Genomic DNA, 18,323 nt, shown 5'->3' with positions numbered 1-18,323 from the left:
GGAGGGCAGGATGCCCGGCCATCGGGGTCAAAGAGTACGAGCCGGGGCCCTGCGCCCCGGCCCGGCTGTCGCGCTCATCCTGGCCCTGACGGGCTGCGTGGGGGGCGGGCCGGGGGTTTCCAAGTTCGGTTTCGGTGCGTCCATGCAACCCGATCAACCTGCGGCGGCCGGTGCGCTGGCGCAGGCGGAAGGGCAGGGTGAACAACGCTCTGCCATCATCGGCGATCTCCTGTCCCGGGGCAGCGTCCTGTCGCCGGGCAGCGCCTATGGCCAGGTCGCCCAGGCGGTGACCGAGGCCAATGCCGGCCCTGCCCGGGCCGAGCTGCGCGTGGCGCGGCTCAAGGCCGAGGCGCGGTCGAAGAACTGGCTGCCGCGCATCAAGCCCACCCTGTCGCTGACCGATCTGGGCGAAACCTTCGCTTCGCTTCTGGTCGAACAGGTGCTGTTCGATGGCGGTGCCCGCAAGGCCGAACGCGCCTTTGCCGCCGCCGATGTGGAGGTTGCCGCCACCACGCTGGCGCTGGATTTCAACCAGCGGGTTTTCGAGGGGCTGGGCCATTACATCCGCGCGCAACGGGCGATCGAACAGGGCCGTCTGGCCACTGCCGCCGCCGGGCGCATGGCGGAATACGAACGGATCGTGACGATCCGGGTCGATGGCGGCATGTCCGACCGTTCCGAACAGCAAGTCATCCAGCAAAAGGCCGCCGAGATGCGCGCCCGCGCCAATGACGACCGCTTTCAGGCCGAACAGGCGCTGGCCGAGCTGAACGCTATGGCTTCGCGCGACCTGTCGGGGGTGACGGGCCTGTCGGGCCTGCCCGCCGATCCCGGCGCGCCCGAGCCGCTCGCCGTGCTGAAGGCCCGTGCCGAAGCCGCCCGCAGCGTGGCCGAGGCCGAGGCCGCCCGCGCCGGCTTTGGCCCGGGGTTGAAGGCCCGCGCCGCCCTGGATCAGGATGGCGAGGTGGAAAGCGGCCTGTCGGTGGAGTTTGACAAGGCAATCGGTCTGGGCACCGGGGCCGAGCTGGACGCGCTGGCGATGACGACCGAGGTGACGGATCGCCGCGTGGCCAAGGTATCGGAACAGGCCAGCCGCGATATCGTCGCCCTGCATCACGAGATCGCCACCCTGACCGCGCGGCAGGCCGAAGGCGCCGGCGTTCTGGCGCAGAGCGAACAGACCCTTGCGATGTTCGTCGAACAATACAAGGCCGGGCGGCGCACCCTGATGGAGATGGTCAACATGTTTGAAAGCGTGTCGTCCATGCAGCGCGAACAGGCCAGCCTGAAATATGAAATTGCCCTGAAGCAGGTGCAGATCGCACGCGACAGGGGTGTTCTGGTGAGCGGGGCGTCATTGTGAGCGACAATCGGATCATTGCCTTTGACATCAATGCCGGCCGCGTCGCCCCGACGCCGCGCCCCGCCCTGCCTGCCGCCAACGAGGCCGCGCCGCAGCGCCAGACCGACAAGCTGCTGGCTCGCGCCCGTCTGACCTCGGTCTATCTGGGGCTGGCGGGGGCGGAACTGCCGGTGTCGGATCTGTCGGAACAGATCGAACTCGCGACGCGCACCAATGACCTGCCCGGCCTGCACGAGATTGCCCGCGCCCTGACCGGCATGGGCATTTCGGCGCGCGTCGATACCGCGCCGGAACTGGCGCCGACGCTCTGGCCGGCCCTGGTGCAGATGACCTCGGGGCAGCTTGTTCTGGTGCTGGGGCAGGGCGACGCGACGGTCACGATCTATGACCCGAGCCTGCCCGACAAGCGGTCAGAGGTCGCCACCACCGAATTCGCCGCCGTCTATGGCGGCACGATCCTGCGCGCCCGCCCGTCGATGCAGGCGCTGGAGACGCGGCATATCGAACATGCCAGCCGCCCGCACTGGTTCTGGGGCGAGTTTCGCAATTTCCGCCGCCAGATGATCGAGGTCGCGGCGGGGTCGCTGGTGGCGAACCTGCTGGCGGTCGCGGTCGCCATGTTCTCGCTTCAGGTCTATGACCGGGTGATCCCGCATCAAAGCCAGGCGACGCTGTGGGTTCTGGCCATCGGCGCCATGCTGGCGGTGATGATGGAGGCCTTCCTGAAGGTCGCCCGCTCTACCCTCATGGATCTGACCGGGCGGCGCATCGAACTGGCGGTGCAGGAACGGCTGATGGAGCGTCTGTTGGGCATGAAGGGCGGGCCGAACCGCGCCACGCCGTCGCAGACCTTTTCGGCGATGCGCGAATTTTCGGCGGTGCGGGAATTCTTCACCTCGACCACCATCGGCACGCTGGCCGACCTGCCCTTCCTGTTCATCTTCTTTGCGCTGGTCGCCTCGATCGGGGGCAATCTGGTCTGGGTTCTGGTGCTGGGTTCGGCGCTGATGGTGCTGCCGGGGATCTTTTTCCAGAAAAAGATGATGGCGCTGACCAAGGATACGCAGGGCGCATCCACCCGCGCGGCGCGGCTGCTGTATGAAGCGGTCTATGAACATGAGACGGTCACCACGCAGCGCGGCCAGGACCGTATCCGCCGCATCTGGGCCGAACTGACCACGCTTTCGGCCATGAAAAGCTCGGATCAGCGGCATATCTCGTCGCTGCTGACCTATTGGGCGCAGGCGATGCAGCAGATCACCTATATCGGGGCGGTGGTGATCGGCGCCTATATGGTTTTCGCCGGGGAATTCACCGTGGGCACGATCATCGCCATCGGTATCCTGACCTCGCGCACGCTGGGGCCGCTGTCGCAGGTCCCGTCCACGCTGGCCCGCTGGGCCAATGTGAAAGAGGCGCTGAACGGGCTGGAGGCGATTGCCGGATCGGCCCAGCAAGAGGAAAGCGGCCGCCACTATCTGCGCCGTGACAAGATCGCCGGGCATTTCGAACTGCGCAATCTGGAATTCAGCTATGACCCCAAGGCGGCGCCGGTGGTGGATATCGCCGCGCTGGCCATTCCGCAGGGGCAGCATGTGGCGGTTCTGGGGGCCAATGGATCCGGCAAATCGACGCTGCTGCGCCTGCTGGCGGGGCTTTATGACCCGACCAAGGGTCGCGTGCTGATTGATGGCGTGGATCTGGCGCAGGTGCATCCGCGCGATCTGCGGCGCAGCCTGGGCTATCTGGGCCAGGATGTGCGGCTGTTCGCCGGTTCGATCCGCGACAACCTGAACATGACGCAGCTGGAACGCGATGACAGCCGCCTGCTGGCCGCGCTGGATTTCGCGGGTCTGGGGCCCTTTGTGCGCAACCATCCGCGCGGGCTGGATCTGGAGATCCGCGAACTGGGCGAGGGCCTCTCGGTCGGGCAGCGGCAGTCGATCGGCTGGGCGCGGCTCTGGCTGCAAGACCCCTCGGTGGTGATTCTGGATGAACCGACCGCCGCGCTGGACCAGACGCTGGAGGCGACGCTGGTCAGCCGCCTGCATCACTGGCTACAAGGCCGCACCGCGATCATCGCGACGCATCGCGTGCCGATCCTGCAACTGACCGAACGCACGCTGATCCTGCAAAACGGCAAGATGGCGGTGGACGGGCCGCGCGACGCGGTGCTGGCGCATCTGAACAAACAGGCGGGGGCACGGGCATGAGCGCGATCTACGATCCCGAACTGGCGGAAACGCATCGGCGCCCCTCGGCGATCATCTGGACCATCGGTGCCGCGGTTCTGGTGTTTCTGGGCTGGGCCGCCTTTGCCTGGGTGGCCGAAATCGTCCATGCCCCCGGCACGGTCGTCTCGTCCTCGCGCCCGCAGATCATCTCCAATTTCGAAGGCGGGATTCTGGCAGAGCTGGACGTGGCCGAAGGCGATATCGTCGAACAGGGGCAGGTTCTGGCGCGGCTTTACGGCACGCAATACCAGTCGCAGGTCGATGATCTGAACGACCAGATCGCCACGCTGGAAATCCGCCGCCTGCGGCTGGAATCCGAGGCGCTTGGCGTGGTGGAATTCGACGCGCCCGCCGATCTGGCCGCGCGGGTGCCCGATATCGTCGCCTCGGAAACCGCGTTGCTGAATGCCCGGCTCTTTGACTTCAAGATGAAGAAGGACGGCGCCGAACAGATCCTCGCGCAGGCGCAGAAGGAAATGGATATCGTCGCCAACATGGTCAAGCTGGAGGTCGCCCCGAAGATCGAGCTGACCCAGGCCACCAAGGCGAAATCCGAGGCCGAGGCCCATCTGAACGACGTGATCACCCAGATGGAGCTGGACCGCGCCACCACCTATTCCGATACGCTGGCCAAGCTGGCCACCCTGCGCCAGCAGCTGAAGACCGCGCAGGATCAGCTGACCCGCTCCACCCTCATCGCGCCGATGCGCGGCGTGGTGAACAAGCTGTCGCTGACGACGCTGGGCGGCGCGGTGCGCCCGGGCGAGGAGATCCTCCAGATCATCCCGCTGGGGGATGAATTGTTCATCGAGGCGCGGGTCAAGCCCTCGGATATCGCCCAGGTCCGCAAGGATCAGGAGGCGACGATCAAGCTGACCGCCTATGATTACACGATCTATGGCACGCTTCAGGGCAAGGTCGATTTCATATCTGCCGACACGTTCAAGGACGAACGCTCGCGCAATCCCGATGGCGATCCGCATTACAAGGTGACGGTGAAGGTGGATCTGTCCCGCCTCACCGAACGCCAGCGCGCGCTGGAGATCCGGCCCGGCATGCTGGCGGATGTGGAATTGCAGACCGGCGGCAAGACCGTGCTGACCTATCTGACCAAGCCGCTCTACAAGTCGCAGCAGGCGCTGCGCGAGCGTTGATCGCCGCGCAGGGCAGCAAAATTGCCCGGCATTTTACCCTTTAAGGCCCTGTTCACCGCCCGCTGCTACACCTGATTTCGGGTGAAGAAAGGGGTGTGTGATGGCCGGCAAGAATTCTGCCGCGCCCGTCATCATCAAACGGAAGAAAGTCACGGGCGGTGACGGGCACCACGGTGGGGCGTGGAAGGTTGCCTATGCCGATTTCGTGACCGCCATGATGGCGTTCTTCCTGCTGATGTGGCTGCTGGGCGCGACGACCGAAAAGCAACGCAAGGGGGTGGCGGATTATTTCAATCCGACAGTGACGCTCGCGGCATCCGGTGGCGGTGCCGATGTGCTGGGCGGCGATTCCGTGATGACGGCGACGGTGGCCAATTCCTCGGGTCAGGTCGAGCTGAAGGGTCATCCCCCGGGCAACGAACTGAGCGAGCCGCGCCTGCGTGAAATCAAGTCCGAGGTGGACCGCCTGCTCACCGCCTTTGGCGGCGAAAGCATGACGATGAAACGCGCCCTGCGCCATGTCACCAGCAAGGTGACGGATGAGGGGCTGGTGATCGAGATCTACGATCTGGATGATGCGCGCCTGTTCGTGGGCGACAGTGCGACCCCGTCCCCCGCGCTCGGGGAAATCGCCAAGGCACTGGTCGAGGTGATGGATCTTGCGACCAATGGTGTCGCGATCAATGGCCATGTGCGATCCTATCCCGTGACGCTGATCGACAATCCGGTCTGGTCGCTTTCTGCCGCGCGGGCCGAGGCGATGCGCGCCCTGCTTCAGGCCGATGGTCTGGCGCCGTCCCGGTTGCGGCGGGTCACCGGGCATGCCGATCGCGTGCCGGTCACTGCCGATCCGCAGGCGATCCGCAACAACCGGATCGAGGTGATCCTGCTGCGCCGGGATCGGTAGAATTTGAGGCATTAGGCAGAAATTAAGACGGAGGGCGCAGGGTCGGCTTTGATCGGGAATCGAAGCTCAGAAAGGCGCCCCATGACGATTTCTTCCGCTCTCAATGCCAGCGTGGCCGGGCTGAATGCGAATGCTTCGCGCCTGGCCACGATTTCGGACAATATCTCCAATTCCGCGACCTACGGATACAAGCGGGCCTCGACCGAGTTTGAATCCATCGTGCTGTCCAGCACGGCGGGGGCGGGGGCTTATACTGCGGGCGGCGTGCGGTCGCAATCGGTGCGCCTGATCGACGAACGCGGTGCGCTGGTCGGCACGTCGAACGCGCTGGACCTTGCGGTGTCAGGGCGCGGGATGCTGCCGGTGATGAACGCGGCCAGCGTGAATGGCACCGGCGTTGGCGAGGGCGGGTTGATGATGACCACGACCGGCGCCTTCCGGCCTGACGAGAATGGCATCCTGACCACGAAGTCGGGCCTTGTCCTGCTGGGCTGGCCCGCCAATGCCGATGGCTCGATCCCCACCATGGCGCGCGATACGACGAATGGTCTTGTGCCGATCGTCATCAACGCCAACCAGCAGGCCGGCGATCCGACGACGCAGATGAAGCTGGGGGTGAACCTGCCCGCCACCGCCACGGTGCCAGGCGCCAGCGGTGATGCGATCCCGCTCTCGGTCGAATATTTCGGCAATCTCGGCACTTCCGAGACGCTGGATGTCACCTTCACGCCGACCGTTGGCACAACGGCGGGGTCGAATGAATGGACGCTGGAGATCCGCGATTCCGCCCAGGGCGGCGCCGTGGTGGGCGAATATGTGCTGACCTTCGACGACAGCCGCACCAATGGCGGCACCCTCGCCTCGGTGAATGCGGTGTCGGGCGGTGCCTATGACGCGGCCTCCGGCACGGTGCAGCTTGCGCTCGATGGCGGGCCGCTGACGCTGACCATCGGCAAGCTGGGCGATTCGACCGGCATTACCCAGTTGTCCGATACCTTTGCCCCGACCTCGATTTCCAAGGACGGCTCGCCCGTGGGCAACCTGACCGAGGTCACGGTGGATGAAAACGGCATGCTCAAGGCCACCTACGATACCGGCTTTACCCGCACGCTCTATCAAATCCCGCTGGTGGATGTGCCGAATATCAACGGGTTGAAGGCGGGCGATAACCAGACCTATCAGATCTCCACCAATTCCGGCTCGTTCTACCTGTGGAATGCGGGCGACGGCCCCACCGGCACGGTCGAGGGTTTCGCGCGTGAGGGGTCCACCACCGACATGGCGGCCGAACTCACCAGCCTGATCCAGACCCAGCGGGCCTATTCGTCCAATGCCAAGGTCATTCAGACCGTGGACGAGATGCTTCAGGAAACCACCAACATCAAGCGCTAAGGACAGAAGATGAGCCTCACATCCGCCATCGGCTCGGCGCTGACCGGGCTTTCGGTCTCCAGCAGGCTGGCCGATCTCGTCTCCACCAACATCGCCAATGCGGCGACGCCCGGCTATGTGCGGCGTGAGGCGCAGGTGTCCTCGGTCGTGCTGGGTGGGCAGGGGGCGGGCGTCACCATCGACAGCGTCTCGCGCGATGTCAGCACCTATCTGCTGAATGAGCGGCGCGGGTCCGAGGCCGCGCTGGCCGATCAGGACACCCGTGCGACTTTTCTGGCGCGGATCGAACAGGGCTTTGGTCTTTCTTCCGATAGCGGCAGCCTCTCGGCACTGATTGCCGATTTCGACACCGCCCTGATCGCCGCCGCCGGACGGCCGGAATCCGAAAGCCAGCTGGGCGATGTCTTTACAGCGGCGTCGCGCCTGGTGGAAAAGATCAATCAGCTGTCAGACGCCGTGCAGGACGCCCGCACCGAGGCAGATGCCACCATCGCAGGCGAGGTGGATCAGCTCAACAGCGCCTTGCAGCAGGTCGAGGACCTGAACGGCAAGATCCGTGCCACCCAGGCCGCAGGACGCGACACGACCTCGCTGGAGGATCTGCGGCAGCGTCAGATCGACCAGATCGCCAGCATCGTGCCTCTGCGGCAGATCCCGCGCGACGATGGGGTGGTCGCCCTCTATGCTCAGAACGGCGCACCGCTGATTGACGGGCGGGCTTCGGTCTTCGGCTTCACGCCCACGCGCGCGATCACGCCGGAAATGACGCTGGCAGGTGGGCCGCTCAGTGGGCTCACGCTGAACGGAAGGGCGATCTCCACCGGCGATGGCAGCCTGATCGCGGGCGGGTCGCTCGCGGCGAATTTCGCGCTGCGCGACAGTCTCGCGCCCGAGGTGCAGGCCGGGCTTGACGGATTGGCCCGCGATCTCGTGGAGCGGTTTCAGGAGGGCGGGCTGGATCCGACCCTGCCCATGGGGGCGCCGGGCCTGTTCACCGATCTGGGGGCCGCCTTCACCGCGGCCGATGATGTGGGTCTCGCGGCGCGATTGCAGATCTCGGCCACCGTCGATCCGGCGCAGGGCGGTGCCTATTGGCGCCTGCGGGATGGTTTGGGCGCGACCCTGCCGGGGCCGAGCGGTGAGACCGGATTCCTGACCGGCCTGCGTGACGCGCTGACCGCGACCCGCAGCGCCAGCAGCGGCGCCCTGGCTGCCGGCCAGCGCAGTTTTGCCGGTTTCGCCACCGAGGTCGCCTCTGTCTTGTCGCGCCAGCGCGTCACCACTGAAGAGGCGGTCAGCTTCGCCCAGGCCCGCGCCTCGGCCTTGCAGGAGCAGGAGCTCGCGCGCGGGGTCGATAGCGACCAGGAATTGCAGAAATTGCTGCTGATCGAAAAGGCCTTCGCCGCCAATGCCCGGGTCATCCAGGTCGTTGACAACATGCTGAATGATTTGCTGGAGATCTGAGATGACCATGCTTTCACTGGGCGATCTGGCCCAGAACATGATCCGGCGGCAGCACATGAATCTGGTGAAATACCAGGTCCAGACCCGCAGCCAGGAGATGACGACAGGCGTTGTCGCCGACACGGCGGCACATCTGCGCGGCAATCTCGCACCGCTCGACGCGCTCAATGGCGCCTTGGCGCGGTTCGACGGCTATCGCCACGCGACCGCGCAACTGGCGCTGAACAGTTCGACGATACAGGCCGCGCTCGAAAGCATCGACGGATTTGCAAGCGATCTGGCGACGCCGTTGCTCTCTTCCTCCAGTGCGCGGGATTTGTCCTCGATCCGCGCGAATGGTGGCGAGGCCCGCGAAAAGTTCAAGGCAACAATCGCCCTCCTGAACACGGAGATCGGCGGTCAGAGCCTGTTTGCCGGCAAGATGACCGATCGCCCGCCGCTGCCGGATGCCGAGACCTTGCTTTCCGCGATCGAAATTGTTGCCGCAGGCGCCACCAGCGCGGCCGACCTGCGCGACGCGGTCAATGCCTGGTTCGACGATCCCGCGGGCTATGCCGCGCTTTATCAGGGTGGTGATGCGGTCGCACCGATCGGGATTGGCGGCGGCGTCACCGCGGCCACTGGCATCACCGCCCTGTCGCCGGGTGTGGTGGACAGCCTCAAGGCGCTGTCACTGGCGGCATTGACGGGCAGTGACGCGACCGCCCTCAATGACGAAGGCAAGATCGCCCTCGCCTCGGTGGCCGGTGCGGCGCTGCTGGGCAGCCAGACAGCCCGGGCCGATATGCGGGCCGGCCTTGCGGTGATCGAAAATCGCGTTGCCGCCGCGCAGACCCGCAACGAGGCCGAGGAGACCGCGCTGGAAATCGCGCGCGCCAAGCTGGTCGAGGTCGATCCCTATGCGGCCGCGACCGGCCTGACCGAGGCGCAGACCCGGCTTGAGACCCTCTATGCCGTTACTTCGCGACTCTCCTCCCTCTCTCTGGCGAATTACCTCAGATGATCCGCATTCTTCTTGTCCTTCTGTTCTTCGCTCTGCCCGCCACGGCGGCACCGATCCGTATCAAGGATCTGGTGGAATTCGATGGTGTGCGCGGCAATGATCTGGTCGGCTACGGACTGGTGGTCGGGCTGAACGGCACCGGCGACGGGCTGCGCAATGCGCCTTTCACCGAGGAAATCATGGCCAATCTGCTGGAGCGGCTTGGCGTCAACGTCTCGGGTGAGCAGATCCGCCCCAAGAACGTCGCGGCGGTTCTGGTCACCGCCAGCCTGCCGGCCTTCGGGCGTTCGGGCGGGCGCATTGACGTCACCGTCTCCGCAATCGGTGACGCGAAAAGCCTGCTGGGCGGCACCCTGGTGATGACACCGCTGAATGGCGCCGATGGCGAAATCTATGCCGTGGCGCAGGGGACGATCATTGCCGGCGGCATCTCGGCCGAAGGCGAGGCCGCGCGCGTGGTTCAGGGCGTGCCGACGGCGGGGGTCATCCCCTCGGGCGCGCGGATTGAACGCGAGGTGGAATTCGATTTCACCTCCGTCACCTCGCTGCGTCTAGCGCTGCGCCAGCCCGATTTCACCACGGCCGCGCGCATCGAGGATGCGATCAATCGCGAATTCGGTCGTGCCGTGGCGCTGATGACCGATGCGGGAACTGTCTCGCTCGACCTGCAACGCACGCGGATGACCTCGCCCGCGCATGCGATCGGGCGGTTGGAAAACCTGCTTGTCGAGCCCGAAACCCGCGCGCGGGTCGTGGTCGATCAGCGCTCCGGCACCATCGTCATGGGGGCGGATGTGCGGATCAGCCGCGTTGCCGTGGCCCAGGGCAACCTGACCCTGACGGTCGAGGAGGCGCCGATGGTCGTCCAGCCCAATCCGTTCAGCGAGGGAGAGACGGTGGTGGTGCCGCGCAGCGCCGCCGGCATCCAGAAGGCGCCGGGCACCGGCCTGGCCATGGTGCCGGAGACCGCGACCCTCGCCGATGTCGTTTCGGGGCTGAACGCGCTTGGCGTCGCGCCGCATGACATGATCGACATCCTGAAAAGCATCAACGCGGCCGGTGCGCTGCATGCGGAGTTCGTTGTCCAGTAAGCATCTCGGCCGGCTGATCATGGCCTGCATGCCCGGGGTTTGCACAGGCCCCGAACTGCCCGAGGCCGAGCGTATGACGCTTTTCTCCGCACATTCCCTGCGGGGGGCCATGTTTCCAGGTCAGATATGGATCAGCGTAATATCCAGAAGAAACGGTGCCATACCATTGCCGAGGTGAAACGCCACGACAGGTTCCGCATCAACCGGGCCAAGACCGCGCAGCCGTTGCGCCGGAACAGAACGCGCGAGATCGGCCACAAGATGCGCCAGTGCTGTTTCCCGGCGGTAGGCGCCGCATCTGTGGGCCCCAGCGGTAGGGTATTTGTGTGTTCCGCATCCAGCGGAAAAACCGTCTGGGGAAAGAGACGACTTTGGCCCTGAGACGATTTGCACAAAAGAGCCGGTGCGCAGGTTGATCGTCAGCAGACATCCGCAAGCTGATACCCTGTCGGCCGATCGGGTTCAGATGCCGCGTGCGGCGCTTCGGGCGAGGGCGGCGATCAGGTCGGTCTGGGTGACGATGCCGACGATCCTGCCATATTCCAGCACCGGCACGGCATCGGTATCGCCGTCCGCCATCAGGTGCAGCAGGGCACCGATCGGCGTGGCGGTCGTGGCGCGGGGGACGGCGACGCGCATGATGTCGCCGGCCGTCACCGGCCTTTCCCGCCCGCGATCCAGCAAACGCCCGAGCGCCGCGACAAAGCGCCGGTTCTGCCTTTGCGCATCGTCCCGTGCCCGGCTGATCAAGTGGATCTGAAAGATCACCCCCAGAAACCTTGCCTCGTCATCCACCACGGGCAGCGAGGTGAAGCGGTGTTCGCGGAACATGTCCGCAATGTCGCCCAGCCTCGTGTCGGGGCGCACCGTCACCAGATTGCGCGACATGATATCCTGCGCGGTCAGCGGGCCGGAGGAATGCGCGGCCGCCTGCAATTCCGCGGCCCCGATCAGCCGGGCCAGATCCTCCACGCCAAGGTTGAAGGATTGCCGGTAGCGTTCAAGGATCCCCGTCAGCTCTGCCTCGGAAAGCCCGAGCCGTTCGACAGGGTTGCGGTCTTCGGTGCCATGCTTGCTCGGGCCCTCGAACTGGCGGAACGGATAGCGCCGCCCGGTCAGCCGCGCGTAAGGGATCGCGATCAGCACCAGCGCGGTGGTCCCGAGTGCGATCGGCGTCAGGGCGAACCAGAATCCGAGATGCGCGATGGCATCGGGCGACATGGCCGCCGTCATCGCGACCGCCCCCGCCGGCGGATGCACTGCCCGAAACAGGATCATCGCGGCGGTCGCCAGACCCACGGCCAGGGCGATCCGCAAGGCCGGATCGGGGATCGCAAGGCAGACCCCAACCCCCACCAGCGCCGACAGCGTATTGCCGACAATCGCCGACCAGGGCTGCGCGAGCGGGCTGTTCGGCACCGCAAAAAGCAGCAGCGAGGTCGCCCCGAAGGGCGGCACCAGATAAAGCCCCAGCCGGGTGTCGATCTGCGGCGACAGCAGGAACAGCCCGGTTACCGAAAGGCCGATCAGGACACCAAGCCCGGAGCGCAGGGCCTCGGCGGGCGGGACACGGGCCACAGCGGGGCCAAGCGACTTCAACCTGTGCAATTGCGTCCCCTCCGCGCGTGCTGCATAGATTTTCATCGCTTTGCGCAAAGATCAACCGGCCGATTGCAACAGCGACAGGAAGGGGCGGTCATGTCCGCCTTCCCGATCTGCTCGTCGCCCCGCGAAGGTGACGCAGGCCCGGGTTCTACCGCAAGCCCGGTCGCGGCGCTGAAGGCGACGTGAGTGAAATTCAATGTCCGAGGACGGCGCCGCGCTCGGCCTCGCGCTGCGCGAAGGCCAGACGTTCATTGACGCTGCCCAGACCCAGCCGCCGCCCGGTCAGTTCGGCCGGCGTCTCTGCCAGCAGCCGCGCAAGCCCCAGCATGCGCTGGATATTGGTGCGCAGATTGGCCAAGCCTTCGGTATCGTTCAGAATTTCACCCGGCGCGCCACCGATCAGCGTGGTCGGAAAACCGCCCCCCGCCACCAGCATCCGGTTCAGCAGCATGTTGTTCAGCAGCTGGTTATACACCTCTGTATGCGCATAGCGCCGCGCCACCACCACGGCACAGCCCACCTTGTTGATCAGCGGGCGTTCAAACCGCAGATAGCCGACCCCGGCGCGTTCGATGAAGATCTGCATCAGATGCGCCAGGCCATAGCCATGCACCGGCGCGACATAGACCAGCGCATCGGCCTGAACCAGCCGGTCGATCAGCGCCGGCATGTCATCCTGCCCGGCGCAGGGTTCACTGCGCATGTTGCAATTGCCGCAGGCGCTGCACGGATGCATGTCGAGATCGCGCAGATAGGTCACGCCGGATTGCCCGCCCTCGGCCGCGATCTCGGCGCGGATCAGATCGACGGCCAGATCGGAATTGCCTCCGGCCCGCTCCGAGCCGCTGACAATATGGACAGTCACAGGTTTGCCGGACATGGCACGAATTCCTTCTGCATGAGGTCGGGCTGCACGGGGGAGGACAAGGGTGGTTCGGGCTGCAAGAGGCGCGCCACCGCGCCCAGTATGGCCGCAAGGGCGTTCTCGGATTGGCCGCTGATCACCATGGCGGTGGAAAGCGGGTCGATCAGGCACAGAAAGCGGTCGCCCTCCAGCCGGAACAGGATGCCGCCCTCGACCGAGGTTTCGCCGATTTCGCGGGTGTTGCCGCCCTCGGGCGCGGCCAGCAGGCAATGGCGGTAAGACGGCAGGAAGGCGGCCTGCGCGTGCCCGTCGCGCCAGTCGAACCGCCCCTCGACCGGCACACGGCGCAGCCCGAGATCGGGCCGCGCCGCCACGAGCTCCCATGCCGCATCGCCCACGGCAAGAAACGGCCCGGATTGCGCGGCGATATCGCCGTCTGACATCTCGGCGGGCCAGGACAGCACCAGCCGCAGGTCAGGCCCGCGGGCATCCGGCCCGCGCGCCGCCGCATATAGCGCCCCGGCCCGGTCCTGCGGATCGTCGATGCGCAACCGTGGCAGCGCGGGTCGGACCGGCGCAGGGGCGGCATTCACCGGGCGCAATCGGCGCAGGGTATCCAGAAACCCCGCCGCCTTCTGTTCGGCCTCGTGATATTCCTCGACCGGGTCGCAGCGCGCCACCAGGGTCGAGCCGACCTGAAAGCTCATGCGCTGCGCGTCGAAGGTCACGCCGCGAATGCCCACCGACATGTCGAACTCGCCCGAAAAGCCGGCATGGCCGATGGCACCGCCATAGAAACCGCGATGTTCCGGTTCCAGCCGGGCAATGGCGCGACAGGCGGTGGCGCGGGGATAGCCGCTGACAGTGCCGGCGGGCATGGTCCGCGCGAGCGCGGCAAAGATCGGCAGATCGGGCGGCGCGGGGGCGGTGATGCGGGCGTAGGTATGCACGACCCGGCTGTGATAGCTGAAATGGCGGTAATTCGAGACAAGCGCCGGCTGCCCGGACAGCGCAGTCAGATCGTTGCGCGCCAGATCCACCAGCATATCCAGCTCATCCCGTTCCTTGCCCGAGGTCAGCAGCCGGGCCAACCCTTCGGCCTGACGCGACGGGTCTTGGGCATGGCGCCGCGTGGTGCCGCCGATGGCAATCGTCGAAAGCCGCCCGGCATTCTGCTTCAACTGGGTGGCGATCGAGGCGCCGAAGAACCCGAAGCGGCCGAAATCCAGATAGTAATTGTGGCTGGTCGGGTTCGCGGCGGCGTAATGGCCATAAAGTTCGAACGGATTGCCCGCATAGGTCAGGCTGTAGCGGCGTGACAGAGTCAGCTGGTGCAACGCGCCGCTGTCGATCAGCCCCAGACCGGCCCGCAGCATCGCGATGACACGATCCTGCGGCGGCCCCTCCAGCGGTCCAAAGCGCAGCGGTGGCCCATCGGGCCGCGCCGGCCGCGCCGCAAGCTGCGCCGGCAGGCAGGCCAACCCGGCCAGTGCAGCTTCTGCCCCGATGGCCCGGAACTGATAGCGGTCCGACCCGCTGTCGAGCAGAAACACCGCATCGGCGAAATAGAGGCAGAAATTCGCCCCTTCGCCCGGCTCGGCCTCGGCAAAATCATGCGGCAGCGCGCCGGTCAGGCCGAATTCCGCAAAGACCGTGCCGCGGAATTGCGCGCAAAGATGGTCGAGATAGGCCAGTGCGCCCATATCTGGCGACGGCGGATGGAACAGCGGCAAAAGCGCCTGGCCCCGCGCGTTCAGCGCCGATACCCGCAGATGCCGGCCGCGCCCCTCAATCAGCAGGGGGGGATCGCAAAAGAAGATGTCCTTGCCACCCTCCTCCTCGTCAAACAGGCGGGTTTCCAGCAGGCAAGGCCGCGAAAGCCCGCCGCTGCGGATGATGTCGCGGATATCGCGCCCCAGCCGCCCCTGCGCGCGGTGAACCTGAAAGGCCTGCATCATCGCTCAGCCCTGCATCTGCCCGGCCAGCATGACACCGCGTATCCCGGATTTGAGCGCCCGGACATCCGCCACGGGATCGCCCTCGACCAGCACGAGATCCGCCTGTTTGCCGGGGGCCAGCGTGCCGATGCGGTGATCCTGCCGGATCATCCGCGCCCCGCCCAGCGTCGCCCATTTCAGCACCGTGGCCCCGTCAAAGCCCAGCTCGTGCTGGAACGCCTCCAGCTCGTCGTGATAGGTGCCATGCGGGGTCCAGGCAAAGCCGAAATCGTCGCCAAGCGCGATATTGATGCCCATCTCATGCGCCACGGGCAGGAAGGCGCGGGTATTGGCCACCTCGGCGGCAAATTCGGTGCGGTCGGGATCGGCGCCGAAAGCGGCCCCCTTTTCCAGAAACATCTTGGGCTGAAAATAGCTGGGCACCACCGTTTGCCCCTTGGCCAGCAGACCGTCGAGGCAGGACTGATCGGAATAGGTCGCGTGATCGACGATATCGACACCGGCCGCGATGGCCTTTTCGATGCCTTCGCGCCCGCGCGCATGGCTGCGGACCAGCACGCCGCGGCGGCCCGCCACCTCGACCACGCATTTCAGCTCGTCCAGCGTGTAAAGCGGCTCGTCGGATTTGGCATTGGGGAACTGGTCGTCACCCGTGGCAAAGGTCTTGATGATCTGCGCGCCATCGTCGATTTCCTTGTCCACGGCGGCGACGAATTCGGCCAGTTCGGTAAGGATCGGCATGTAGTCGCGCGGGATATGCTTGACCTTGGACGGGTCGCGCCGCCCCTCGGGCCCGGCCACCATCAGATCGCGGCTGCAAGGCAGTATCTGCGGCCCGGCAAACAGCCCGGCCCGGATGGCATTGTTCAGATAGGTGTCAAGATTGCAGATCGACCCTGCGCCCACCATGGTCGTGTAGCCCAGCCGCAGGGCGCGTTGCGCGTTCAGTGCCGCGACGAAGGCCAGTTCGGTCAACGGGTATTTGAACAGCACCTCCCGCGCGCCAAGGACATTGTGATAGCCCAGATGCGTATGGGCAAAGACCAGACCGGGGATCACGGTCTTGCCGCGCCCGTCGATCACGGTTTCATCGCGGCCCCGCCCGGGCGCCATCGCGGCGCCCTCGGTGATTTCCAGAATGCGGTCGCCCTGCACCACGAGATTGCGGTCCGCGACCGGCGCGGCGCCGGTGCCGTCAAACAGGGCGACATTGGTGATGATGGTCGTATGGGTCATGAGGCTACCTGGGTTGGGCAAGGGGCGAGCGGTGCCGCCAGAGGAGGAGAGGCCGTGGCGCGCAGGCTGAAAACCGACCAGATCATGTCGACGCCGGGCAGGCTGGCGCGCGCCGCCAGCCCGTATTGCGCGCGGCCGGGTTCGTTGGTGACACAGGCATCCGCCCGGCCCTGCGCCACGATTTCCGCCGATTGCACGGTGGATTCGGCCCGCAGGATTTGCAGATCGTCGGGCAGGTGATCGGCGAAATGGGCATGGATCATGTGGCGCACCGCATCGCAGGCCGCGATGGTCAGCGGATGTTCGATCCGGTCCGGCAGGGCCAGGTGATAGGCCGGTGTCGGCTCGACAAAGGCGCCTTCCAGCCGGAATTCGGAAGACCAGTAGAACCGGGTCGAATTGGTATAGGCGCTTGGCACCAGGGCATAATCAATCTCGCCCGCCAGCAGATCGTCATACACCGCGTCGAAACTGGGTTTCAGCACGATACGCCAGCGGTCTGCCGGGATCGGGTGCAGCAGATCGCGCAGCACCGTATCCGACGAGGTGCCGCCCGGCCCGAGCGAGCCGATGCGCACATGGTCCTGCGCCGCAAAGAAGGCGCGGAACGCATCCTTTCCCAGACGGTGCGCGGCCATGATCAATACCCCCGACGCTTGGCCATGCGATGCGAAACCAGCGATTCCGCATCGGGTTCGGCCTGGCGACGGTCGATGATCCGCGCAGCCTTCCACGACACGAAGGCCGCGGTCGTCACCACCTGGTCGATCTCCGACACCACGATCACGCGGGCCTTGCAGCCCAGCACCTCGGCGCAGCTTTGTTCGATGGCCCGGCACAGGGCCGGCACGTCGCGCGCGGCCTTGCTGAATTCCACCGGGATCTCCAGATGATCGGCGCCCCCGGCATAGTCGATGATGATCTGATAGGCGATGCAGTGGGTGACGGGTTCCAGGATCGCGCTTTCGATCTCATAGGCCGAAAACAGCCGGTCATTCAGGGTGATCCGGTCGCGGGTGCGGCCGATCACATCGACCTGCAACCGCTCTGGCCCTGGCCGGCCCGTGGCACGCACCGTCACCATGTCGCCGGTGCGGTAGCGCAGCAGCGGCTTGATCCCGTCCATCAGCATGGTCACGCACAATTCGCCGGTGCCCGTCTCGCCCAGGCTTTCATCGGTGGCGGGGTCGATCACCTCGGTGATGTAGTTGGGATCGGCGATATACATCTGACCGTCGGGCCGCACCGAGGCCATGATGAACGCCTCTTGCGAGCCATAGAGGCAGTTGAACACCTGCGCCCCCCAGATCGAGCCGATATTCTGCATCAGGCCGGGGGTGGACATCTCGCCGGTCAGGAACACCGCCTTCACCGCGAAATCGCGCTCCATGTCGAACCCGTAATGCGCCGCCGCCTTGATGAGGTTCATCGCAACGCCGGGGGTGCAGACGATGACCTCGATCCCGTGGTCGCGCAGCAATTGCAGCGCCTTGGGAAAGCCGATGACCGGCGAATAGGGCCAGATCTTGAAATTGCACAGGTTCAGGTTCTGGCAGACCGTGCCCAGCGTATCGCCAAAGGAATGCACCTCGGTCGGGCCCATCAGCCCCACGATCGGGCGATAGCCCTCGCCAAAGACCGAGGCAAAGACCGCGCGCCAGTTCTCGGTGATCTGGCAATTGGAGGCGATGACCTCGCGATAGTCGCGCGGGCAAGGCGTGGCGGGGCCGGTCGTGCCGGTGGTCTCGTAATAGAACAACGCATCGCGCAACGGGCCGCTCAGCATGTCGGTCATGCGGCTGCGCAGGTGATCCTTGGTGGTGAACGGAATCCGGTCCAGATCGGCCAGCGATCCGATGGCGTCGTGATCGACATGGTCGCGGTAAAACGGCGATTGGCGGGTTTTGTCCAGCACCTTGCGGAACTGCGTTTCGCGCCAGGTGGCGCGCTCCGCCTCGGTCAGGGTGCCGGCCTGATATTTGCGGTTCACGGCCAGATAGGCGGTCACGAAATTGAGCTGGCTTTCGTCAGAGGGGATCCACATGGCGACC

At 65.7% G+C, this 18,323-nt stretch carries 15 protein-coding genes; 8 read left to right on the top strand and 7 right to left on the bottom strand.

The features are described 5' to 3' along the window. Positions 1-10 precede the first annotated feature (10 nt). From FOA17_RS11545 to FOA17_RS11510, 8 genes are all read left to right on the top strand, one after another. The gene (locus tag FOA17_RS11545; RefSeq protein ID WP_149141646.1) at positions 11-1,363 is read left to right on the top strand and encodes a TolC family protein; all 1,353 of its coding nucleotides are present in this window, start codon (positions 11-13) and stop codon (positions 1,361-1,363) included. After that, positions 1,360-3,576 carry an ATP-binding cassette domain-containing protein gene (locus tag FOA17_RS11540; RefSeq protein ID WP_149141645.1) on the top strand — a complete coding sequence of 739 codons (2,217 nt, stop codon included), beginning with the start codon at positions 1,360-1,362 and terminating at the stop codon, positions 3,574-3,576. The genes FOA17_RS11545 and FOA17_RS11540 overlap by 4 nt, the downstream gene beginning before the upstream one ends. After that, positions 3,573-4,751, top strand: coding sequence for a beta-barrel domain-containing protein (locus FOA17_RS11535; protein ID WP_149141644.1), 1,179 nt, complete (start codon positions 3,573-3,575; stop codon positions 4,749-4,751). The genes FOA17_RS11540 and FOA17_RS11535 overlap by 4 nt, the downstream gene beginning before the upstream one ends. Positions 4,752-4,851: 100 nt before the next feature. Next, positions 4,852-5,658, top strand: a complete 807-nt coding sequence (locus tag FOA17_RS11530; protein ID WP_149141643.1) for a flagellar motor protein MotB — start codon at positions 4,852-4,854, stop codon at positions 5,656-5,658. Positions 5,659-5,739: 81 nt separating this feature from the next. Continuing rightward, positions 5,740-7,050 (top strand): flagellar hook protein FlgE, encoded by a 1,311-nt coding sequence (locus FOA17_RS11525; RefSeq protein WP_149141642.1) that lies wholly within the window; start codon positions 5,740-5,742, stop codon positions 7,048-7,050. A gap of 9 nt (positions 7,051-7,059) precedes the next feature. Continuing rightward, complete coding sequence (flgK, locus tag FOA17_RS11520) at positions 7,060-8,514, top strand: flagellar hook-associated protein FlgK (protein ID WP_149141641.1); 1,455 nt, start codon at positions 7,060-7,062, stop codon at positions 8,512-8,514. Position 8,515: 1 nt separating this feature from the next. Beyond that, positions 8,516-9,517 (top strand): flagellin, encoded by a 1,002-nt coding sequence (locus FOA17_RS11515; protein WP_162528245.1) that lies wholly within the window; start codon positions 8,516-8,518, stop codon positions 9,515-9,517. Then, complete coding sequence (locus FOA17_RS11510) at positions 9,514-10,608, top strand: flagellar basal body P-ring protein FlgI (RefSeq protein ID WP_149141639.1); 1,095 nt, start codon at positions 9,514-9,516, stop codon at positions 10,606-10,608. Before FOA17_RS11515 ends, FOA17_RS11510 begins: the two co-directional genes overlap by 4 nt. Before the next feature lie 120 nt (positions 10,609-10,728). On the opposite strand, the gene FOA17_RS19755 is transcribed toward FOA17_RS11510, so the two are convergent. From FOA17_RS19755 to FOA17_RS11480, 7 genes are all read right to left on the bottom strand, one after another. Beyond that, positions 10,729-10,866, bottom strand: a complete 138-nt coding sequence (locus FOA17_RS19755; protein ID WP_162528244.1) for a hypothetical protein — start codon at positions 10,864-10,866, stop codon at positions 10,729-10,731. Between the two features lie 204 nt (positions 10,867-11,070). Beyond that, positions 11,071-12,252 carry an HPP family protein gene (locus tag FOA17_RS11505; protein ID WP_149141638.1) on the bottom strand — a complete coding sequence of 394 codons (1,182 nt, stop codon included), beginning with the start codon at positions 12,250-12,252 and terminating at the stop codon, positions 11,071-11,073. Positions 12,253-12,406: 154 nt separating this feature from the next. Further along, a complete protein-coding gene (locus tag FOA17_RS11500; protein ID WP_162528243.1) occupies positions 12,407-13,093 on the bottom strand; it encodes a flavodoxin family protein in 687 nt (228 codons plus the stop codon). After that, positions 13,075-15,036, bottom strand: a complete 1,962-nt coding sequence (locus FOA17_RS11495; protein WP_149141636.1) for a chorismate-binding protein — start codon at positions 15,034-15,036, stop codon at positions 13,075-13,077. Before FOA17_RS11495 ends, FOA17_RS11500 begins: the two co-directional genes overlap by 19 nt. Before the next feature lie 3 nt (positions 15,037-15,039). Further along, positions 15,040-16,272 (bottom strand): metal-dependent hydrolase family protein, encoded by a 1,233-nt coding sequence (locus FOA17_RS11490; protein WP_149141635.1) that lies wholly within the window; start codon positions 16,270-16,272, stop codon positions 15,040-15,042. Continuing rightward, entirely contained in the window at positions 16,269-16,910 is a 642-nt protein-coding gene (locus tag FOA17_RS11485) for a type 2 periplasmic-binding domain-containing protein (protein WP_149141634.1), read from the bottom strand. Before FOA17_RS11485 ends, FOA17_RS11490 begins: the two co-directional genes overlap by 4 nt. A 2-nt stretch (positions 16,911-16,912) precedes the next feature. Next, entirely contained in the window at positions 16,913-18,316 is a 1,404-nt protein-coding gene (locus tag FOA17_RS11480) for a phenylacetate--CoA ligase family protein (protein ID WP_149141633.1), read from the bottom strand. Between the last annotated feature and the right edge of the window lie 7 nt (positions 18,317-18,323).

Origin of the sequence: Gemmobacter caeruleus (assembly GCF_008271655.1) — a bacterium.
Taxonomy (GTDB): domain Bacteria; phylum Pseudomonadota; class Alphaproteobacteria; order Rhodobacterales; family Rhodobacteraceae; genus Gemmobacter; species Gemmobacter caeruleus.
The sequence above is the reverse complement of the archived record's forward strand: the minus strand, read 5'-3'. Positions and strand labels throughout refer to the sequence as shown.